Below are 18840 nucleotides of genomic sequence, written 5' to 3'. Positions count from 1 at the left end.
GCAATCAAGGGATCAGAAAATCAAGACGTAGGTCTTGCGCACCGTTTCCTGGATATCCCAGATCCCGGTGCTGTTGGCCGGCAACATCAGTGCATCGCCGGCTTCTATGTGCAGGGTTTCGCCATTGTCCGGGGTGAAGGTGCAACGGCCCTGGATGAAGTGGCAGAACTCCTGGGCGACGATCTGCCGCCGCCAGCGCCCCGGGGTGCATTCCCAGATGCCGGTCTCGACCCCGTCGCTGCGTTCGACGGCGGTCACCGAGGTCACGGCCACCGGAGTGCCCAGGGGCACCGCCACTGGTGCGGATTCGGCCAGGGTGGCGGTGGCGGTTTGCTTGAATTGGGTGATGCTCATGGTTCTACCTTTCGACGGAAAATCCGAACGGACAGCGTTCGGTACATAGAGGCCGGCTCAGTGCATGAAACCTTCCATGAAGCCGGCGATCCGGCTGGCCATCCTGCGCCGCCATGGAGCCGAGGCCGGGTTGGCCAGGGTCTGGTCCTCGTGGACGAAGCTGCGAATGATCGCGTTGTAGCCCAGCCAGCGGCACGGCTCCGGCTCCCAGGCCCGCAGGGTCTCCAGGCCGCACTCGGGCATGACCCAGGGCTGGTGTACCAGAGGGCTGTCGCGTTCCAGGATCAGGTCCGCCAGGGTCCGGCCGCCGAGGTTGCTGGCGCCCACGCCCTCGCCGCCATAGCCGCCGGACAGGGCGATGCCCTTGCGCCGGTCGCAGAGCATGTGCGGCTTGAAGTGCCGGGACATGCCCAGGTTGCCGCCCCAGGAATGGCTGATGCGCACGTTCTTGAGTTGCGGGAACAGCTCGCCGAACAGGTAGCGGCGCAGTTCCACTTCGTCACGGGTCAGGTCGAAGTCATGGCGCAGCTTGCTGGCGAACTGATAGCCGCCCCGGGCACCGAACACCAGCCGGTTGTCCATGGAGCGCTGGCCATAAGTCACCTGTCGGCTGCTTTCGCTGAAGGCCTGGCCCTGGCTCAGGCCGATCTCTTCCCAGACGGACTCCGCCAGCGGCTCGGTGGCCACCAGCAGGCTTTGCACCGGCAACTGGTAGCGGCCCAGGGGCGGCAAGGTGACCGAATAGCCTTCCACTGCCGGCACTATCCAACGGCTGCGCACCGAAGCCTGGGCCGTCTGCAGGCTGCCGGACTGCCAATGGGTCACCGGGCTGTTTTCATAGAGGGTCACCCCCAGGCGCTCAACCGCCCGGGCCAGGCCGCGCACCAGCTTGGCAGGCTGGATGGTGGCGCAATGCGGGGCATAGATACCGCCATAGGGCTTGGCCAGGCGGATCTGCTGGGCCAGTTGCTCGGGGTTGAGCCAGCGGTAGTCGTCCTGGTTCAGGCCCTGGGCATAGAGCTTGTCCAGATAGTGGCGCAGGCTGGTTTCCTGCTCCGGGTAGCGGGCGGCGCAATACAGCACCCCGCCCTTGCGGTAATCGCAGTCGATGCCCTCACGTTCGATGACATTGGCCACTTCATCGGGGATGCCGTGCAACAGGTCGAAGGAGGCCCGGCGCTGCTGCGGCGCCAGAGCGGCCAGCAGCCGGTCTTCTCCCAGCAGGTTGCCCATCAGCCAGCCGCCATTGCGGCCCGAGGCACCAAAACCGGCGGTTTGCGCTTCGATCACCGCAATATTCAACTGCGGCGCCTGGCGCTTGAGGTAATAGGCGGTCCACAGCCCGGTATAGCCGGCGCCGATGATCGCCACGTCCAGGTCCAGGTCTTGCGCAAGCTGCGGCCGCGGCAATAGCGGCTCGTCGAGCTGGTCCATCCACAAACTGATACTGCGCCACGCTGGCATGCAAGCACTCCGCAACCCGAATTTCGAATGCGGCGATCCTAGTGCCTGGCCTCAGGGGCTGTCTTGCGCGCGTGCACGCAAAGAAATTTGCTTGGCGTAGGCCTTGGGCGACTGGCCGGTGTGCTGGCGAAAACAGCTGTAGAAGGCCGACAGCGAGTTGAACCCTGCGGCAAACGCCAGCTCGTCGATGCGCAGCGGCGGCGTGGCCTGGTCCAGCGCTGCCAGCAGATGCTGCAGGCGCGCCTGGTTGACGTAGCGGTAGAAGCTCTGCCCCAGCACCTGGTTGAGCAGGTAGGAAATCTGGTTGCGGCTGTAACCGCATTCCCGGGACACCCTCTGCAGGTCCAGCTCGGGGTCCAGGTACGGCTGCTGGCGCTGGAAATACTGCTGCAGGTCCTCGGCCATGAAACTCAACTGGCGCGGCGACAGCCCCAGCCGGCTGGCCGCCGGGCGCAGTCTGGCGGAGGACTTGCTCGGTGCCGGCTCCCGGACCAGTGAGGCGTACTCGTTGACCCGCCAGATCAGCCCGTCGCGCACGGTGATCGCTTCACTGGAGCGAAATGACACCAGGCCCTGGCCGCCGCGCAGGGTCACCTGGTACTGGATAAACGCGGTGTTGCCATCCAGGCGGATGCGATCGCTGTGCTCCAGGGCCTCGTCGGGAGCCCGGGGCATGCTGGCCCGCACGTATTCGCGCAGTTCCTCCAGGCCCAGGGTACGGTTCTGGAAAAAGTCGTTGTACTGGATGTCCGGGTGGTACAGCGCCATTACTCCATCCAGGTCCCGGTGCTTCCAGCACAGGTGGTAGCGCATCACGGTTTCACCGGTGGCCTGGGTGTGCAGCGGCCCGTCATCGGGGGCAGACATAGGTTTCTCGAACAGGAAAAGGCGCAGCTTGCCGAACTTCGCCAAGAGCTTCAACGACCGGCCGCCGGCCAGATACGGCAGCCGCCGGGGGGGGCCTGGGAGACGACATGACTTGCATCAATAATCCGTGAGTGAACCGCCGGACGGTGGGCAAAAAAACTGCGAACCGTCACAAGCCAATGCTATTTTTAAAACCTCAACCGATCGGGTCATTGACGATCCGGTCGTTCCTACCGCGAGCACAAGGAAGCGCTCAATGAATCAAGGTGGGCCACCGATGAACAGAGTCTGGGCCAGTAAAGTCACCTTTCCCAACGCCTGCCAGCTGATGCGCTGGCATTTTCATCCCATGGGTTTCGAAGCCAGCATGGATGCGCCCGGCAGCATGATCGCCCGGCTCTTCGATCGCGCCAGCGGCGAAACCATGATCGCCATCGCCGGCATTCCCTGTGCCACGGTGATGAGCGCTGCGGATGTCGAACGAATAATCGAGGCGGTGGAAGATGAGCTGGAGGCCTTTTCCCCGTCCCTGGCACTCAAGGCCTGAAGCCCCGCTGCCTCACCCGAAGCCCGCCTCGCCAGCGGGCTTTTTTCATGTCGCCTGGCGCAAGTCCTGGAAGTACGGCTTGTCCCGCGGTACCCGGTCCGAAGCCTTGGGCGCATTGCCCGAGGGGCCTTCCTGGCGGTCCACATACCAGTAGCAATGCTTGGCGGCCCGGGTGATGCCCACATAGGCCAGCCGCAGGATCTCGTCTTTCTGTGCGCTGTCGTAGGGCTCGGCATCGCCGTCCTTGCCCAAACCGGCCATGCGATAGACCTGGTTCTTGTACGGCGAACTGCTCAGGTGCTGGCAGTCGCCCAGCAGGAATACCGCATCCGCCTGCAGTCCCTTGGCGCTGTGATAGGTCAGCTGTTTCAGGCGTCGCGACCCTGGAGGCAGACTAGAATCAACATTAACTATTTGTGAAATAACATTTTCAATCAATAACTTATCGCTACTTTTTCGAAATAACATCAAGATCGAATCACCCTGCTCATAGTGCCCGGCCAGACACTGGGCCAGGCCCTGGTCATCGCGATCGAGCACCTGCACCGGCCACAGCTCTGTAGCTTCGCCGCTGGCCTTGGCCTTCTTTCCGGCAATGGCCGGCGCCGCGCGGACAATATGCTCCGCGGCATCGATCACATGCTGATGGCTGCGGTAGTTCTCGCTGAGCATGACCCGGGTGGTGCCCGGGGACGGGAACTCCTTGTTGAACTCGATGAAGTACTTGGGCGAGCTGCCCCGCCAGCCGTAGATCGACTGCCAGTCGTCACCGACACAGAGCAGCGAGGAATGCTGGGCGGCGCGCCCGATGTGCAAGGCGGCGCCTCGGCTGCGGATCGCCGCAAGGCTGGCCCTGATCCAGGAAACGATCTGCGGCGAAACATCCTGGAACTCGTCGATCATCAGGTGTGACATCGGGCGCAGGCAGGCATCGCTGAGCAGCTTGAAGTTCTCCGGCGAGCGCTCGCTGAACAGGGCGAACATGCGGTTGTAGCTCATGATGGGCGGCGACTGATCCAGCAGATGGTCCTCCAGCGCTCGCCAGAACAGGCTCAGGGCCTCGAAGAAAAACCGGTCCGGATCGTCCTGGGCAAAACTCATGCCCGCGACGGCATCGCCCACTTCCAAGCCCAGGTTCTCGATAAAGCCTGCGGCGGCGACAAAGCAATCGAGCAGCGGCGCCGACGCCAGCTCGCCCTTGACCTTGTAATCGAAACCCGGACCGCCATTGACCTGGGCCGAAAAGGCGCCGGCAGAACGCTTTGAAGCTTCGTAACTATCAAGCCAAATCAATGGTTTACGGCAAAAAGCTTGAAACAGGGTGCGTTTTACAGCCCACTCCGCCCGCACCGTCAGCTTGGCCCCGGGCCGGGTCAGCTGCGGGCTCTCGCGCGGGTCGAAACCCAGCACCACCCAGGCGTCCAGCTCCGCACAATAGCCATGGCTGTGAAAGGTCGCACCGTTGATTTCGAACCGCTGGCGCTGCGGCTCGATGCCCTTGATCGGCCAGGCGCCCGCGCGAAACCACAGGTCTTCCACGGTGTCGCAGAGCTCTTCATCGCGCTTGGCCGCCAGTTCGGTCACCGCCATGCGCTTTTGCACGTCCGGGTGATCGCGCTCCAGTTCCTTGAGCTGCAGGGCGTGGCGCACCAACGGCTGCAACGCCAGGCGAAAGCGCGGGTCATCGCGGTACAGTGCCTGGTAGCAGGCATTCAGGTGCCGACGCTGGGCGTCATTGATGCGCAGATCGAATGGGTTGCTGTCCACCTCGTCTTCGCCGCCCTGGAGCCGATCGCTGAGGTTCTCGAAGGCCTGCAGGCGCTCGAAGCCCGGCAGGCTGCGGACCATGGGCAGAATCCGCGAGTGGAAGGTCCGCACCAGCTCCCGGGCTTCCCTGGCGCCCAGTTGCCGCCCCCACAGGGCAAAGACTTGCGTGAGCTTGGTGATGAAGTCCTTGCGCGACTCCCGGGTGAAGGTCACCACGGTCATGGCGTCCAGTTCGAAGCCCAGATAGTGATGCAACAGCAGCAGGCGCAGCACCAGCGAGGTTGACTTGCCGGCGCCAGCCCCGGCGATCACCGCGGTGGCGGGTGTGTCGCTGAAAATCATCTTCCACTGCGCGGCGCTGGGTTGCGCCGCGGCGGGCAGCAGGCGGGCGACATCGGCCTTGAAGCGCTTTTTCAGCTCGGGGCTCAACGGCAGGCGCCAGTCATCGAACAGCCGGTCATCCACCCCGGGCGGGCGGTGCTCGGTGTTGCGGCTGTCGCGGATCAACAGCACCTGGCGACCTTCCTCCAGCCCCTCGAGCCGGCCTTCCTGGTAGCCGTATTCCACGCCGGCAGTGTGGCCACTGCGAAAGCCATCGGCCTGACCATGCAGCCAGGAAGCCCGATGCTGGGCCCGCAGGCGGTTCAGGCCATGGCCGAAGAAGCGCGCCGCGAGGCGTTTCAACAAGGGCATCTGGGCCAGGGGCAAAAGCTCGGGGGGCAGATCGGGGGTGTGTTGCGACACGCGGACTCCAGGGTGTGAGGCTGAGCGGTAATCTTCGGCGGATTGTTCCACGGTATCCAGCCAATTGCTTGCAGGTCATTAACTTAAGCGATGAACCGAAGGTTTAACACCAGCTTTGCGACAAAATAATCATCTAATTTTACGATTGGATTACGGCATTTTTTGCGCTTTTTATCGATCTATAGCTGATGGAAGATGCTCGCCATCAACCAACGGTTATCGTTTTCTGGCCCGGGTACAACGTGCCATGACGAGCCCTTAATGAGGAGAAGATCATGCTTGAACTCAGACCTTTCAGCTCCCTGGGCGGCGCGCACCATGGCTGGCTGGATGCCCACCACCATTTTTCCTTCGCCGAGTACCATGACCCCAAGCGCATGCACTGGGGCAACCTGCGGGTCTGGAACGATGATGTGATCGCCCCTGGCACCGGCTTCCCCCAGCACCCGCACCGGGACATGGAAATCATCACCTACGTTCGCGAAGGGGCCATCAGCCACCAGGACAACCTGGGCAACAAGGGCCGCACCGAAGCCGGTGATGTGCAGGTGATGAGCGCCGGCACCGGGATCGCCCACAGCGAGTACAACCTGGAAGCCACGCCAACCAAGATCTTCCAGATCTGGATCATCCCCAACCAGGCAGGCTCCGCGCCTTCCTGGGGTGCCAAGCCTTTTCCCAAGGGCCAGCGTGAAGGTTTCGTGACCCTGGCCAGTGGCAAGGCTGGCGATGAGGAAAGCCTGCGGATTCGCGCCGATGCGCGGCTGGTGGCGGCCAACCTGAAGGCCGGGGAAACGGCCGAGTATCACCTGGACGACGGGCGCCGGGCTTACCTGGTTCCGGCGACCGGCGCGATTGAAGTCAACGGCTTGCGCGCCGAAGCTCGAGACGGCGTCGCGGTTGAGAATGAGCCGGTGCTGCGGGTGACGGCGTTGCAGGACAGCGAGATCGTGCTGGTGGATCTGGCGTGAAATACAGCGGCCAATAAAAAGGGGCGACCGTGATGGTCGCCCCTTTTTATTGCCTGACGCTCAGTTGCCGCTGATGGCGGTGTCCACCAGGGTCTGGGCTTCCTGCACCAGCTGCTTGAGGTGGTCGCCGCCGATGAAGCTTTCAGCGTAGATCTTGTAGATGTCTTCAGTACCCGACGGGCGTGCGGCGAACCAGCCATTCTCCGTCATGACTTTCAGGCCGCCAATGGCCTGGTCGTTGCCCGGTGCATGGCTGAGGATCTGCTGGATCGGCTCGCCGGCCAGCTGGGTCGAAGTCACCTGCTGTGGCGACAGCTTGCTGAGCAGGGCCTTCTGCTGCGGGTTGGCCTTGGCATCGACGCGGACCGAGAACGGCTCACCCAGCTCGTCGCACAGGGCGCGGTAGGCCTGGCTCGGATCGCGACCGGTACGCGCGGTCATTTCCGCCGCCAGCAAGGACGGGATCAGGCCATCCTTGTCGGTGCTCCAGACGCCACCGTCGCGGCGCAGGAAAGAGGCGCCGGCACTTTCTTCGCCGCCAAAGCCCAGTGAGCCGTCGAACAGGCCATCGGCAAACCACTTGAAGCCCACCGGCACTTCATACAGACGGCGGCCCAGGCGTGCAGCGACCCGGTCGATCAGGCCGCTGCTGACCACGGTCTTGCCCACCGCGGCATCAGCGCGCCATTGCGGGCGATTCTGGAACAGGTAATCGATGGACACCGCCAGGTAGTTGTTCGGCGCCAGAAGGCCGCCGCTCGGGGTGACGATGCCGTGGCGATCGTGATCGGGGTCGCAGGCGAAGGCCACGTCGAAGCGTTCCTTGAGGCCGATCAGGCCCTGCATGGCGTAGCTGGAGGACGGGTCCATGCGGATCTGCCCGTCCCAATCCACCGACATGAAGCGGAAAGTGGCGTCCACTTGCTTGTTCACCACCTCCAGGTCCAGGCGGTAGTGCTCGGCGATCGCCGACCAGTAGCGCACCCCTGCTCCGCCCAGCGGATCCACGCCCAGGCGCAGCTTGGCGTTGCGGATGGCGTCCAGGTCGATGACGTTGATCAGGTCAGCGACGTAGGTGTTGAGGTAATCGTGGCGATGAGTGGTGTCGGCCTTCAGCGCCTGTTCGTAACTGATGCGCTTGACCCCGGCCAGCTTGGCTGCCAGCAGTTCATTGGCCTTGGCTTCGATCCACTTGGTGATGTGGGTGTCGGCCGGGCCGCCGTTGGTGGGGTTGTACTTGTAGCCGCCGCTTTGTGGCGGGTTATGGGACGGGGTGATGACGATGCCGTCCGCCAGGCCCGATGTACGCCCACGGTTGTAGCAGAGGATGGCGTGGGACACCGCTGGGGTCGGGGTGTACTCGTCGCCGGCAGCAATCATCACGGTCACGCCATTGGCCGCCAGCACTTCCAGGGCGCTGGCCCCGGCCGGGGTCGACAGGGCATGGGTGTCGATGCCGACAAACAGCGGGCCGTCAATGCCCTGGGATTCGCGGTACAGGCAAATGGCCTGACTGATGGCCAGCACATGCCATTCGTTGAAACTCAGATCGAACGAGCTGCCACGGTGCCCGGAGGTGCCAAAGGCCACACGCTGGGTAGACACCGATGCATCAGGCTGACCGGTGTAATAAGCCGTAACCAGTCGCGGGATGTCGACCAACAATTCAGCCGGTGCCGGTTTGCCCGCAAAAGGACTGAGAGTCATGCAAAACCTCTGGAAAAGGATGGTTCGGAAATGGGCCGCAGTTTACTGGCAGTTTGACCGCGGCGCGATGGAATCTATCCCGGCGCCCCAGCGCTTTTATGCAGCAGCCGCTTGCCGGTAAAAAGGATTCCCAGGGAGAAAACTAAAAAGCCGGCGCAAGGGCCGGCAAATCGAGGCAATAAAAAACGCCAGGCTTTGCCTGGCGTTGGGATCAGACCGGTTCGACCTGAAGCGCGACCCGTTCACGGCATGGGCATTCATCCATGTAGCGGTGCGCCTCGACAAACTCGTTGAACGCGAATACCCGAGTCTTCAGGGGGAGCAGCACCCGGTCCGCGGTGAGCTGGTTGATGTCGCGCAACGCACGCTGCAGCGCGACCTGATCCTGGACAATTCCCAACTCCGGCTTGCCAGTGAAGTTGCCGATGCAATGGACGAAGAACTGGATGTTCTTCTGGAACGCCGCGCAGGCCGGGAACGGCGTCTGGTTGCCGCCTTGCAGGCCATAGAGCACCAGGCTGCCACGGGGCGCCAGGACATCGCCGAGCATGGACATCTGCGGGCCGCCCAAGCCGTCGAACACCACGTCGACGCCGCGGTTGTCGGTGAGCTTGTTGATCTGCATCAGCAGGTCCTGTTCCTCGGTGACAATCACCTTCTCGGCACCCAGGGACAGCAGGTATTCACGCTCTTCAGCGGTCTTGGTGGCGGCAATCACCCGCACACCCAAGGCCTTGCCCAACTGGACAAAGGACGGCCCGGCGCAATGGCTGGCGTCGGTGACCAGGGCAAACTGCCCCGGCTTGACCCGCGCCAGGTCGGCGTAGGCGAAATAGGCGATCAGCAGCGGCGTGTAATGAACAGCAGCCTCGATCGGGCTGAGAACATCGGGATAACGGGTCAGGGCCGAACGCGGCAGGACGATCAGCTCGCCATACACAGGGTAATCGTTGGGGCTTTCGGCGGGAAAACTCGCCACCTTGTCACCTACCGCCAGGTCGTCGACGCCCTCGCCCACGGCCGTGACCACACCGGCCATTTCGTGCCCGAGGCCCGAGGGCAGGCGCGCATGGGACGACGCCAGGTTCTGCCGCCAGAGCACGTCATACCAGCTGATACCGATGGCTTCGACTCGTACCTGCACTTCGCCTGGCGCAGGCAACGAGGCCGCATGCTCTTCGCATTTGAGCACCTCGGCCGGTCCAAACTTGTGAAAACGAATCGTGCGGGACATCGCAAACCTCGTCAAATTAACCTCTAATGCCGCGAACTTTATCCGGGCTTTGCAAGCAAGACTATCAGTGCCTATTAATAGTCGACATGCCTGGCATTGATTTCGTGCCCTTGAAAATCGGGGCGTACAGCGTGCTCGAACCTTGCCCGGCTACAAACAAACAACATTTAGCCGATGCAGAGTACCAGCCTTTCCCCGTAAGATTCACGCCGGCCATTGTTCCGATATGGTCGCTCCCGTCAAGCTCGCTGACTCTGCCAGGACTCCAGATGAATCGTAATGACCTGCGTCGTGTCGACCTGAATCTGTTGATCGTATTCGAAACACTGATGCACGAACGCAGTGTGACCCGCGCCGCCGAGAAGCTGTTCCTCGGCCAGCCGGCCATCAGTGCAGCCCTGTCGCGCCTGCGCAACCTGTTCGACGATCCGCTGTTCGTGCGTACCGGGCGCAGCATGGAGCCCTCGGCCCGGGCAGTGGAAATCTTCGCCCTGCTCTCGCCGGCCCTGGATTCGATCTCCACCGCCGTCAGCCGCGCCGCCGAATTCGACCCGGCCACCAGCACCGCCGTGTTCCGTATCGGTCTTTCCGACGACGTGGAATTCGCCCTGCTGCCGATGCTGCTCAAACGCCTGCGCGCCGAAGCCCCGGGCATCGTGCTGGTGGTGCGCCGCGCCAACTACCTGCTGATGCCCGCGCTTCTGGCCTCCGGCGAAATCTCCATCGGCGTCAGCTACACCGCCGACCTGCCGGCCAACGCCAAGCGCAAGGTCCTGCGCCGCAGCCTGCCCAAACTGCTGCGGGCCGACACCGTGCCCGGCCCCCTGACCCTGGACGACTTCTGCGCCCGCCCCCACGCCCTGGTGTCGTTCGCCGGGGACCTGAGCGGGTTCATCGATGAGGAGCTGGAGAAGCTCGGACGCAAGCGCCACGTCGTGCTCGCCGTACCGCAATTCAACGGCCTGAGCACCCTGCTGGCCGGCACCGACATCCTTGCCACCGTGCCCGACTACACCGCCGACGCCCTCACCGCCGCCGGCGGCGTACGCGCCGAAGACCCGCCGCTGCCAGTACGCAGCTTCGAACTGCACATGGCCTGGCGCGGTTCACAGGACAACGACCCGGGCGAGCGCTGGTTGCGTTCAAGAATTCAGATGTTCTTTGGCGATCCAGACAGTCTTTGATCAAGTGCCACTGGCATCCATAGATTCTTCTGAAAAGAGTCCTTTAGCGACTAATTCGGTCTGAGGCTTTCCCTCAGGTTCCGCTGGCTTGCGAAGTATTCGGGGGCATAAGTGGGGGCAAACCCTGGCTGCTTGAAAGGGATGCCCCCAAGGAAGAAGTCAGCGGCTAGCCCTTGGCTATGAAACATGAGTTGACGAACGTTGCCGTGTGCCGCAAGGCCTGACGGATATCCGGCTTGGCCAGCCCATGCCTGTTGGCAAATTGCTCGACGGCCGCGGTATCAAATCGAGTGGTCTGGATAAAGTCCAAGGCTTCGGGTTTTGTATTCATGAACCGCGCCACGAGAGGAATGCTCAGCAGCCACTTCAGCAATCGGAGCGAGATGTGATGCCTGGGAGGCTTTAAGCCCAAAGGTTGCGCCACCTGGACCAGGAGTTCTCGCAAATTGGGAGTTTGCGCATCCAGCGCCAGCAGTTCCTCACCCGCCATGGCGGGATCAAAAGCACAAGCCGCCACCAGCTCAACCAGGTAATCCACGGTAACCAGTGGCAGCCAGTGCTGGGCGGTACCGGGCACTGCCGTCAGTTTTCCCAGCACAAGGTTGCGGATCAGCTCCACCAGTGGCTGGCCGTCAAGGATATGCCCCGTGCGGCTGTGGCCACAAACCGTCGCGGGGTGGACAACGGTGATCTCCCCGCCCTTGGCGGACATGAGCTCCAAGGTCGCAAAATGCGCCTCCAGCTTGCTCGCCTCGTAACCACCGACATGGCGGTAGACGGCAGGCCAGTTCGTCCGCCGCGGATAACGAGGATCGATGCCGATGCGTTGCAGATGCTCATGGTTTTTCAGCATGTAGCCGCCGATCATCACTAACCGGCTGTTTTGCTCAGCCGCCAACAGCGCCACCCGTTTTGCCCCTTCGACATTCACCGCACGAGACTGCTCCAATGACAGCCCCCAGGCGAAGTGTGCGCCCAGGTGGAATACGACTCTGGCGTGCCTTAGCACTTCCCGGTCAGCAGGACTCAGCCCTAGGTTATCCCGCTCCAGATCGCCGGCCACGGCAAATACCCGGCTTGCGTCTCCTCCCAAATTGACGACTTGCTCCCGCAATTCAGCCAGTCGCTCTGGGCGACGCATCAACACCCCGACGGTGTGGCCTTTTGCGCTCAGGCATGCCAGCAAATGCTGACCGATGAAGCCGGTCCCCCCGGTGACAAAGCACTCCACGCTCATTTCCCTGTTCCTTGTTCAAGGTAAGGAACCAAACGTAAACTATCGACCCAACTCTATGGTCAAGCGGTGTTTTCATGAAAATTGGCGAAATCGAGGCCCGTAGCGGCGCCAGCCGCCATACGCTGCGTTACTACGAGCAAATCGGCCTGATCTCACCGCAGCGGCGAACTAACAACTACCGCGTTTACACGGCACAAACGCTGCAGGACCTGGACTTTATCCAGCGCGCGCAAAGCATGGGCTTTTCCCTGGGGGAGATAGGCGAGATTCTGGAGGCGCAGCGCAACCAGATGATCGATTGTGCGGACGGCGCCAAGCTCATTGAAAGGAAGATGGCAGAGATCGAACAGAAAATCGCCAACCTCCAAAGCATTTATCGGTACCTGGATCAAGAGCGTGCAAACCTCGAAGCCAGTGCCGCCAGGCAACTTGAGCTTCAGCAACTCAACAGCTCTTCCATCTGATTGGAAATGCGCTACGAACTGAGCTGGCAGACCATGGACCTCGACGCACGGGGCTACGATGGCCAGCCAGCCGGCTCCTGCGACAACAGCCAATGTTGCGTCAGCCGCAATAACTAATTGCACGCCAGGGAATTGATAGCAGCCTAACGAAAGGTGCATGCTAGAGGGCTTGCTTGGCGCTTATATCATTCCGAATGATAGTTACCTTCGCTTCATTCGATTCGTGAGATACAACCCTGCCGAGCATCATCCGCCCATCTCAAATACAGTGGCGGATGCACCATGGACCAGTCAGTCAAACTCCTACGTTTTCCACTCGCCGTTCTCGCCGTACTGGTGATGAGCGCGTGCGGCAAAGCCCCTGAGACCGCCTCCGCCCCGCCCGCTGCCAAAGTCAGCGTGGCCAAGGTGCTGGAACAGCCGGTCAACGAATGGGATGAATTCACCGGGCGCCTGGAAGCCCCGGAAACCGTGGAGATCCGACCTCGGGTCTCGGGCCAGATCGATCAGGTGGCCTTCACCGAAGGCGCCCTGGTGAAGAAAGGCGACCTGCTGTTCCAGATCGACCCACGGCCTTTCCAGGCTGAAGTACGCCGCCTCGAAGCCCAGCTGCAACAGGCTCGGGCCACCGCGACCCGCAGTGCCAACGAAGCCCAGCGCGGCCAGCGCCTGCTGACCAGCAACGCGATTTCCGCCGAGCTGGCCGACACCCGCACCAGCGCCGCCCAGGAAGCCCGGGCCGGGGTCGATGCGATCCAGGCCCAGTTGGACGTGGCCAAGCTCAACCTGAGTTTCACCCGGGTGGTGGCGCCCATCAGTGGCCGGGTCAGCCGCGCGCAGATCACCGCCGGCAACCTGGTGACCGCCGATGTCACCCCGCTCACCAGCCTGGTCTCCACCGACAAGGTCTACGCCTACTTCGACGCCGACGAGCGCGTGTACCTCAAGTACACCCAACTCGCCCGCCAGGGCCAGCGCGGCCAGACCACCCCGGTGTACCTGGGCCTGTCCAATGAAGAAGGCCACCCGCACCTGGGGCAGATGAACTTCGTCGACAACCAGGTCAACCCCAAGACCGGCACCATCCGTGGCCGCGCGGTGTTCGACAACAGCGACGGCAGCTACACCCCGGGCCTCTATGCTCGCCTGAAACTGGTGGGCAGTGGCACCTACTCGGCGATGCTGATCAACGACGAAGCCGTGGGCACCGACCTGGGCAAGAAGTTCGTGCTGGTGATGGACGCCGACAACAAACCGGCCTACCGCGCCGTGGAACTGGGGCCGAAGATCGAAGGCCTGCGCATCGTGCGCAACGGCCTGAGCAAGGACGACACTATCATCGTCAAGGGCTTGCAGCGGGCACGTCCCGGCGCACCGGTCACGCCTGAAGTGATCCCCATGGCCAGCAAGGAAACCCTCGCCGCCCTGGCCCAACAACGCCAAGCACTGGAAGCCAGCAACCTGCCGCAGGTCACCCCTGCCAAGGCGGCTCCGGCTGTGAAACTCGCCGCTGCGACACCGCGCGGTTAAGGGACGACTCTCAAGATGAATTTTTCCCAGTTCTTCATTTCAAGGCCGATCTTCGCCGCGGTGCTGTCGCTGCTGATCCTGATCGCCGGCGCCATCTCGCTGTTCCAGTTGCCCATCAGCGAATACCCGGAAGTGGTGCCGCCCACCGTGGTGGTGCGCGCCAACTTCCCGGGGGCCAACCCGAAAGTCATCGGTGAAACCGTGGCCGCGCCCCTGGAACAGGCGATCACCGGGGTCGAGAACATGCTCTACATGTCCTCGCAATCCACCGCTGACGGCAAGATCACCCTGACCATCACCTTCGCCCTGGGCACCGACCTGGACAACGCCCAGGTGCAGGTACAGAACCGCGTGACCCGTACCCAGCCCAAGCTGCCCGAAGAAGTAACGCGCATCGGCATCACCGTGGACAAGGCCTCTCCGGACCTGACCATGGTGGTCCACCTGACCTCGCCGGACAAACGCTACGACATGCTCTACCTGTCCAACTACGCCCTGCTCAACATCAAGGATGAGCTGGCGCGCCTGGGCGGCGTGGGGGACGTGCAGCTGTTCGGCATGGGCGACTACTCGCTGCGGGTCTGGCTGGATCCGAACAAGACCGCTTCGCGCAACCTGACCGCCACCGACGTGGTCACCGCCATCCGTGAACAGAACCGCCAGGTCGCCGCCGGTGCCCTGGGCGCGCCGCCTGCGCCCACCGCCACCAGCTTCCAGCTATCGGTCAACACCCAGGGCCGCCTGGTGACCGAGGAAGAGTTCGAGAACATCATCATCCGCTCCGGTGAGGACGGTGAAATCACCCGCCTGAAGGACATCGCCCGCATCGAGCTGGGGTCGAGCCAGTACGCTTTGCGTTCCCTGCTCAACAACCAGCCGGCGGTGGCGATCCCGATCTTCCAGCGCCCGGGCTCCAACGCCATCGAGATCTCCAATGAAGTGCGGGCCAAGATGGCCGAACTCAAGCAGAGCTTCCCGCAGGGCATGGACTTCAGCATCGTCTACGACCCGACCATCTTCGTCCGCGGCTCCATCGAGGCCGTGGTGCACACCCTGTTCGAAGCCCTGATCCTGGTTGTGCTGGTGGTGATTCTGTTCCTGCAGACCTGGCGTGCCTCGATCATCCCGCTGGTGGCCGTACCGGTGTCGCTGATCGGTACCTTCGCGGTCATGCACCTGTTCGGCTTCTCGCTCAACGCCCTGTCGCTGTTCGGCCTGGTGCTGGCCATCGGCATCGTGGTGGACGACGCCATCGTGGTGGTGGAGAACGTCGAACGTAACATCGGCCTGGGCCTGAACCCGGTGGAGGCCACCAAGCGCGCCATGCGTGAAGTGACCGGCCCGATCATCGCCACCGCCCTGGTGCTGTGCGCGGTGTTCGTACCGGCAGCCTTCATCAGTGGCCTGACCGGGCAGTTCTACAAGCAGTTCGCCCTGACCATCGCCATCTCCACGGTGATCTCGGCCTTCAACTCCCTGACCCTGTCGCCGGCCCTGGCCGCGGTATTGCTCAAGGAACACCACGCGCCCAAGGACCGTTTCTCGAAGATCCTCGACAAGCTGCTGGGGGGCTGGCTGTTCAAACCCTTCAACCGCTTCTTCGATCGCGCCAGCCATGGTTACGTCGGCACCGTGCGCCGGGTCATCCGCGGCAGCGGCATCGCCCTGTTCCTCTATGCAGGCCTGATGGTGCTGACCTGGTTCGGCTTCGCCCACACCCCGACCGGTTTCGTCCCGGCCCAGGACAAGCAGTACCTGGTGGCCTTCGCCCAACTGCCGGACGCCGCCAGCCTGGACCGCACCGAAGACGTGATCAAGCGCATGTCCGACATCGCCCTGAAGCAGCCCGGCGTGGAAAGCGCGGTAGCCTTCCCCGGCCTTTCGATCAACGGTTTCACCAACAGCCCGAACAACGGCATCGTCTTCGTCACCTTGAAGCCTTTCGATGAGCGCAAGGACCCGAGCATGTCCGCCGGTGCCATCGCCGGCGCCCTGAACGGCAAGTACGCGGATATCCAGGACGCCTACATGGCGATCTTCCCACCGCCGCCGGTACAGGGGCTGGGAACCATCGGCGGCTTCCGCCTGCAGGTGGAGGACCGCAGCGGCCTGGGCTACGACGAGCTGTACAAGGAAGTGCAGAATGTCATCACCAAGAGCCGCAGCGTGCCGGAACTGGCCGGGCTGTTCACCAGCTACCAGGTCAACGTGCCCCAGGTGGATGCTGCCATCGACCGGGAAAAGGCCAAGACCCACGGCGTGGCGATCTCCGACATCTTCGACACCCTGCAGATCTACCTGGGTTCGTTGTATGCCAACGACTTCAACCGCTTTGGCCGCACCTACCAGGTCAACGTCCAGGCCGAGCAGCAGTTCCGTCTCGAGCCCGAGCAGATCGGCCAGCTGAAAGTGCGCAACAACAAGGGCGAGATGATCCCCCTGGCCACCTTCATCAAGGTCAGCGACACCGCAGGTCCCGACCGCGTGATGCACTACAACGGTTTCGTCACCGCGGAAATCAACGGCGCAGCGGCCCCGGGCTACAGCTCCGGGCAAGCGGAAGCGGCGATCGAGAAACTGCTCAAGGAAGAACTGCCCAACGGCATGACCTACGAATGGACCGAGCTGACCTACCAGCAGATCCTGGCCGGTAACACCGCGCTGTTCGTCTTCCCGCTCTGCGTGCTGCTGGCCTTCCTGGTGCTGGCCGCTCAGTACGAAAGCTGGAGCCTGCCACTGGCGGTGATCCTGATCGTGCCCATGACCCTGCTGTCGGCCATTACCGGGGTGATCGTCTCCGGGGGCGACAACAACATCTTCACCCAGATCGGCCTGATCGTTCTGGTGGGCCTGGCCTGCAAGAACGCGATCCTGATCGTCGAGTTCGCCAAGGACAAGCAAGAGGAAGGCCTCGACCCGCTGGCCGCGGTGCTGGAAGCCTGCCGCCTGCGTCTGCGGCCGATCCTGATGACCTCCTTCGCCTTCATCATGGGCGTGGTGCCCCTGGTGATCTCCAGCGGCGCCGGTGCGGAAATGCGTCATGCCATGGGTGTCGCGGTGTTCTCCGGGATGCTCGGGGTGACCTTCTTCGGCCTGCTGCTGACTCCGGTGTTCTATGTACTGATCCGCAACTACGTGGAGCGCAGCGAGGCGCGCAAAGCCGCCCGTGCTCTGCAACTGGAGGCGCAACAATGAGTTCCAAAGTCTTCCTGCCGAGCCTGCTGGTGCTGGCCCTGAGTGCCTGCGCCGTCGGTCCGGACTACCAGAGCCCAACCACCGAGGCGGCGCACATCAGCGCCGCCACCGATGGCGCTGCGGGCCAGAAGAACTTCGACCGCGCACGCTTCGAAGGCATCTGGTGGCAGCAGTTCGATGACCCGACTCTCAACCAGCTGGTGAGCAAATCGTTGCAGGGCAACCGTGAACTGCGGGTGGCCTTCGCCCGCCTGCGGGCCGCCCGGGCGATTCGCGATGACGCCAGCAATGACGCCATGCCCACCATAACCAGCCGCGCCAGCAGCGACCTGGCCAAGGGGCAGATCCCCGGCCAGACCACCAAGCGAGTGAACAGCGAGCGCTACGACCTGGGCCTGGACATGGCCTGGGAGCTGGACCTGTTCGGCCGCATCCAGCGCAACCTGGAAGCCACCGACGCCGACCAGCAGGCCGCCGAGGCCGACCTCTACCAACTGCAGGTGACCATGATCGCCGAGCTGGTGGACGCCTACGGCCAATTGCGCGGCGCACAGCTACGGGAAAAGATCGCCCTGGCCAACCTGGACAACCAGCAGGAGTCGCGCAAGATCACCGAAAGCCTGCGCGACGCCGGGGTCGGCGACCAGCTCGATGTGGTCCGCGCCGACGCCCGCCTGGCTTCGGTGGAGGCCAGCGTGCCGCAGTTGCAGGCCGAGCAGACCCGCCAGCGCAACCGCATCGCCACCCTGCTGGGTGAACGCCCGGACAAGCTCAGCGTCGACCTGTCGCCGGCGCAGTTGCCGGCCATTGCCAAGGCCCTGCCGATTGGCGACCCGGGGGAACTGCTGCAACGCCGGCCGGACATTCTCAGCGCCGAACGCAAGCTGGCAGCGGCCACCGCGCGCATCGGCGTGGCCAAGGCCGACCTGTTCCCACGGGTCAGCCTCAGCGGCTTCCTCGGCTTCACTGCCGGGCGCGGTTCGCAGATCGGCTCCTCGGCGGCCAATGCCTGGGCCCTGGGCCCGAGCATCACCTGGGCGGCCTTCGACCTGGGCAGTGTGCGAGCCCGCCTGCGCGGCGCCGACGCCAATGCCGACGGTGCCCTGGCCAGCTACGAGCAGCAGGTGCTGCTGGCCCTGGAGGAATCGGAAAACGCCTTCAGCGACTACGGCAGGCGCCAGCAACGGCTGATCTCCCTGATTCGCCAGAGCGAATCCAGCCGCGCCGCAGCGGACCTGGCCGAGATTCGCTACCGCGAAGGCACCGTGGACTTCCTGGTGCTGCTCGATGCCCAGCGTGAACGCCTGGCCGCCGAGGACTCCCAGGCCCAGGCCGAAGTCGACCTGTACCGCGGCATCGTCGCCATCTACAAGGCCCTGGGTGGTGGCTGGCAACCGGAGACGGTAGCCAGCAAGTAAGGATTTGCAACGAGCTCCTTTGGTTGGCCGCAACCAACCAATGTTTGGCCCCGTGGATCATTCGGTCGCGGGGCTTTTTTTTTGCCCGGCTCAAGGGCCTCTTCGCCGGCAAGCCGGCTCCTACAAGAGCCCGCGCAACGCATGGCCCCGGTAGGAG

Annotated in this window: 14 protein-coding genes; 7 read left to right on the top strand and 7 right to left on the bottom strand. The window is 63.2% G+C overall.

Annotated elements, in window-relative coordinates; genetic code table 11:
- Nucleotides 1–12: 12 nt before the first annotated feature.
- The 3 genes from BLS75_RS03050 to BLS75_RS03040 are packed head-to-tail and all read right to left on the bottom strand — an operon-like array spanning nt 13 to nt 2685.
- Nucleotides 13–354, bottom strand: coding sequence for a cupin domain-containing protein (locus BLS75_RS03050; RefSeq protein ID WP_072450225.1), 342 nt, complete (start codon nt 352–354; stop codon nt 13–15).
- 57 nt (nt 355–411) lie between these two features.
- Nucleotides 412–1818: an NAD(P)/FAD-dependent oxidoreductase gene (locus BLS75_RS03045; protein WP_072450224.1), complete on the bottom strand. Its 1407-nt coding sequence runs from the start codon at nt 1816–1818 to the stop codon at nt 412–414.
- A 51-nt stretch (nt 1819–1869) separates the two neighbouring features.
- Nucleotides 1870–2685, bottom strand: a complete 816-nt coding sequence (locus BLS75_RS03040; RefSeq protein ID WP_011061511.1) for a helix-turn-helix domain-containing protein — start codon at nt 2683–2685, stop codon at nt 1870–1872.
- Between the two features lie 277 nt (nt 2686–2962).
- On the opposite strand from BLS75_RS03040, the gene BLS75_RS03035 reads away from it, so the two are divergent.
- Nucleotides 2963–3232: a DUF1652 domain-containing protein gene (locus BLS75_RS03035; RefSeq protein WP_011061512.1), complete on the top strand. Its 270-nt coding sequence runs from the start codon at nt 2963–2965 to the stop codon at nt 3230–3232.
- Between the two features lie 45 nt (nt 3233–3277).
- On the opposite strand, the gene BLS75_RS03030 is transcribed toward BLS75_RS03035, so the two are convergent.
- Nucleotides 3278–5743, bottom strand: a complete 2466-nt coding sequence (locus BLS75_RS03030) for a UvrD-helicase domain-containing protein (protein ID WP_072450223.1) — start codon at nt 5741–5743, stop codon at nt 3278–3280.
- A 275-nt stretch (nt 5744–6018) separates the two neighbouring features.
- Here BLS75_RS03030 and BLS75_RS03025 point away from each other — a divergent pair, with 275 nt between their 5' ends.
- Nucleotides 6019–6714, top strand: coding sequence for a pirin family protein (locus BLS75_RS03025; protein ID WP_011061514.1), 696 nt, complete (start codon nt 6019–6021; stop codon nt 6712–6714).
- A gap of 60 nt (nt 6715–6774) precedes the next feature.
- Here the strand turns inward: BLS75_RS03025 and pgm are convergent, their stop codons facing one another.
- Entirely contained in the window at nt 6775–8421 is a 1647-nt protein-coding gene (gene pgm, locus BLS75_RS03020; RefSeq protein WP_072450222.1) for a phosphoglucomutase (alpha-D-glucose-1,6-bisphosphate-dependent), read from the bottom strand.
- 211 nt (nt 8422–8632) lie between these two features.
- On the bottom strand, nt 8633–9655 hold the full coding sequence (locus BLS75_RS03015; protein ID WP_011061516.1) for a zinc-dependent alcohol dehydrogenase family protein: 1023 nt from the start codon (nt 9653–9655) through the stop codon (nt 8633–8635).
- A 269-nt stretch (nt 9656–9924) separates the two neighbouring features.
- Here BLS75_RS03015 and BLS75_RS03010 point away from each other — a divergent pair, with 269 nt between their 5' ends.
- The gene (locus BLS75_RS03010) at nt 9925–10839 is read left to right on the top strand and encodes a LysR family transcriptional regulator (protein WP_011061517.1); all 915 of its coding nucleotides are present in this window, start codon (nt 9925–9927) and stop codon (nt 10837–10839) included.
- A gap of 166 nt (nt 10840–11005) precedes the next feature.
- On the opposite strand, the gene BLS75_RS03005 is transcribed toward BLS75_RS03010, so the two are convergent.
- Complete coding sequence (locus BLS75_RS03005; RefSeq protein WP_072450221.1) at nt 11006–12076, bottom strand: SDR family oxidoreductase; 1071 nt, start codon at nt 12074–12076, stop codon at nt 11006–11008.
- 74 nt (nt 12077–12150) lie between these two features.
- Here BLS75_RS03005 and BLS75_RS03000 point away from each other — a divergent pair, with 74 nt between their 5' ends.
- The 4 genes from BLS75_RS03000 to BLS75_RS02985 all read left to right on the top strand — a co-directional run bounded on the left by BLS75_RS03000 (nt 12151) and on the right by BLS75_RS02985 (nt 18683).
- A complete protein-coding gene (locus tag BLS75_RS03000) occupies nt 12151–12540 on the top strand; it encodes a MerR family transcriptional regulator (protein ID WP_019095332.1) in 390 nt (129 codons plus the stop codon).
- Between the two features lie 282 nt (nt 12541–12822).
- On the top strand, nt 12823–14070 hold the full coding sequence (gene mexE, locus BLS75_RS02995) for a multidrug efflux RND transporter periplasmic adaptor subunit MexE (protein ID WP_011061523.1): 1248 nt from the start codon (nt 12823–12825) through the stop codon (nt 14068–14070).
- Between the two features lie 15 nt (nt 14071–14085).
- Nucleotides 14086–17265 (top strand): efflux RND transporter permease subunit, encoded by a 3180-nt coding sequence (locus BLS75_RS02990; RefSeq protein ID WP_011061524.1) that lies wholly within the window; start codon nt 14086–14088, stop codon nt 17263–17265.
- Nucleotides 17262–18683 (top strand): efflux transporter outer membrane subunit, encoded by a 1422-nt coding sequence (locus tag BLS75_RS02985; RefSeq protein ID WP_072450220.1) that lies wholly within the window; start codon nt 17262–17264, stop codon nt 18681–18683. The genes BLS75_RS02990 and BLS75_RS02985 overlap by 4 nt, the downstream gene beginning before the upstream one ends.
- The last annotated feature ends 157 nt before the right edge of the window (nt 18684–18840 follow it).

The organism is Pseudomonas sp. NFPP12 (genome assembly GCF_900103205.1).
Lineage (GTDB): Bacteria > Pseudomonadota > Gammaproteobacteria > Pseudomonadales > Pseudomonadaceae > Aquipseudomonas > Aquipseudomonas protegens.
The sequence above is the reverse complement of the archived record's forward strand: the minus strand, read 5'-3'. Positions and strand labels throughout refer to the sequence as shown.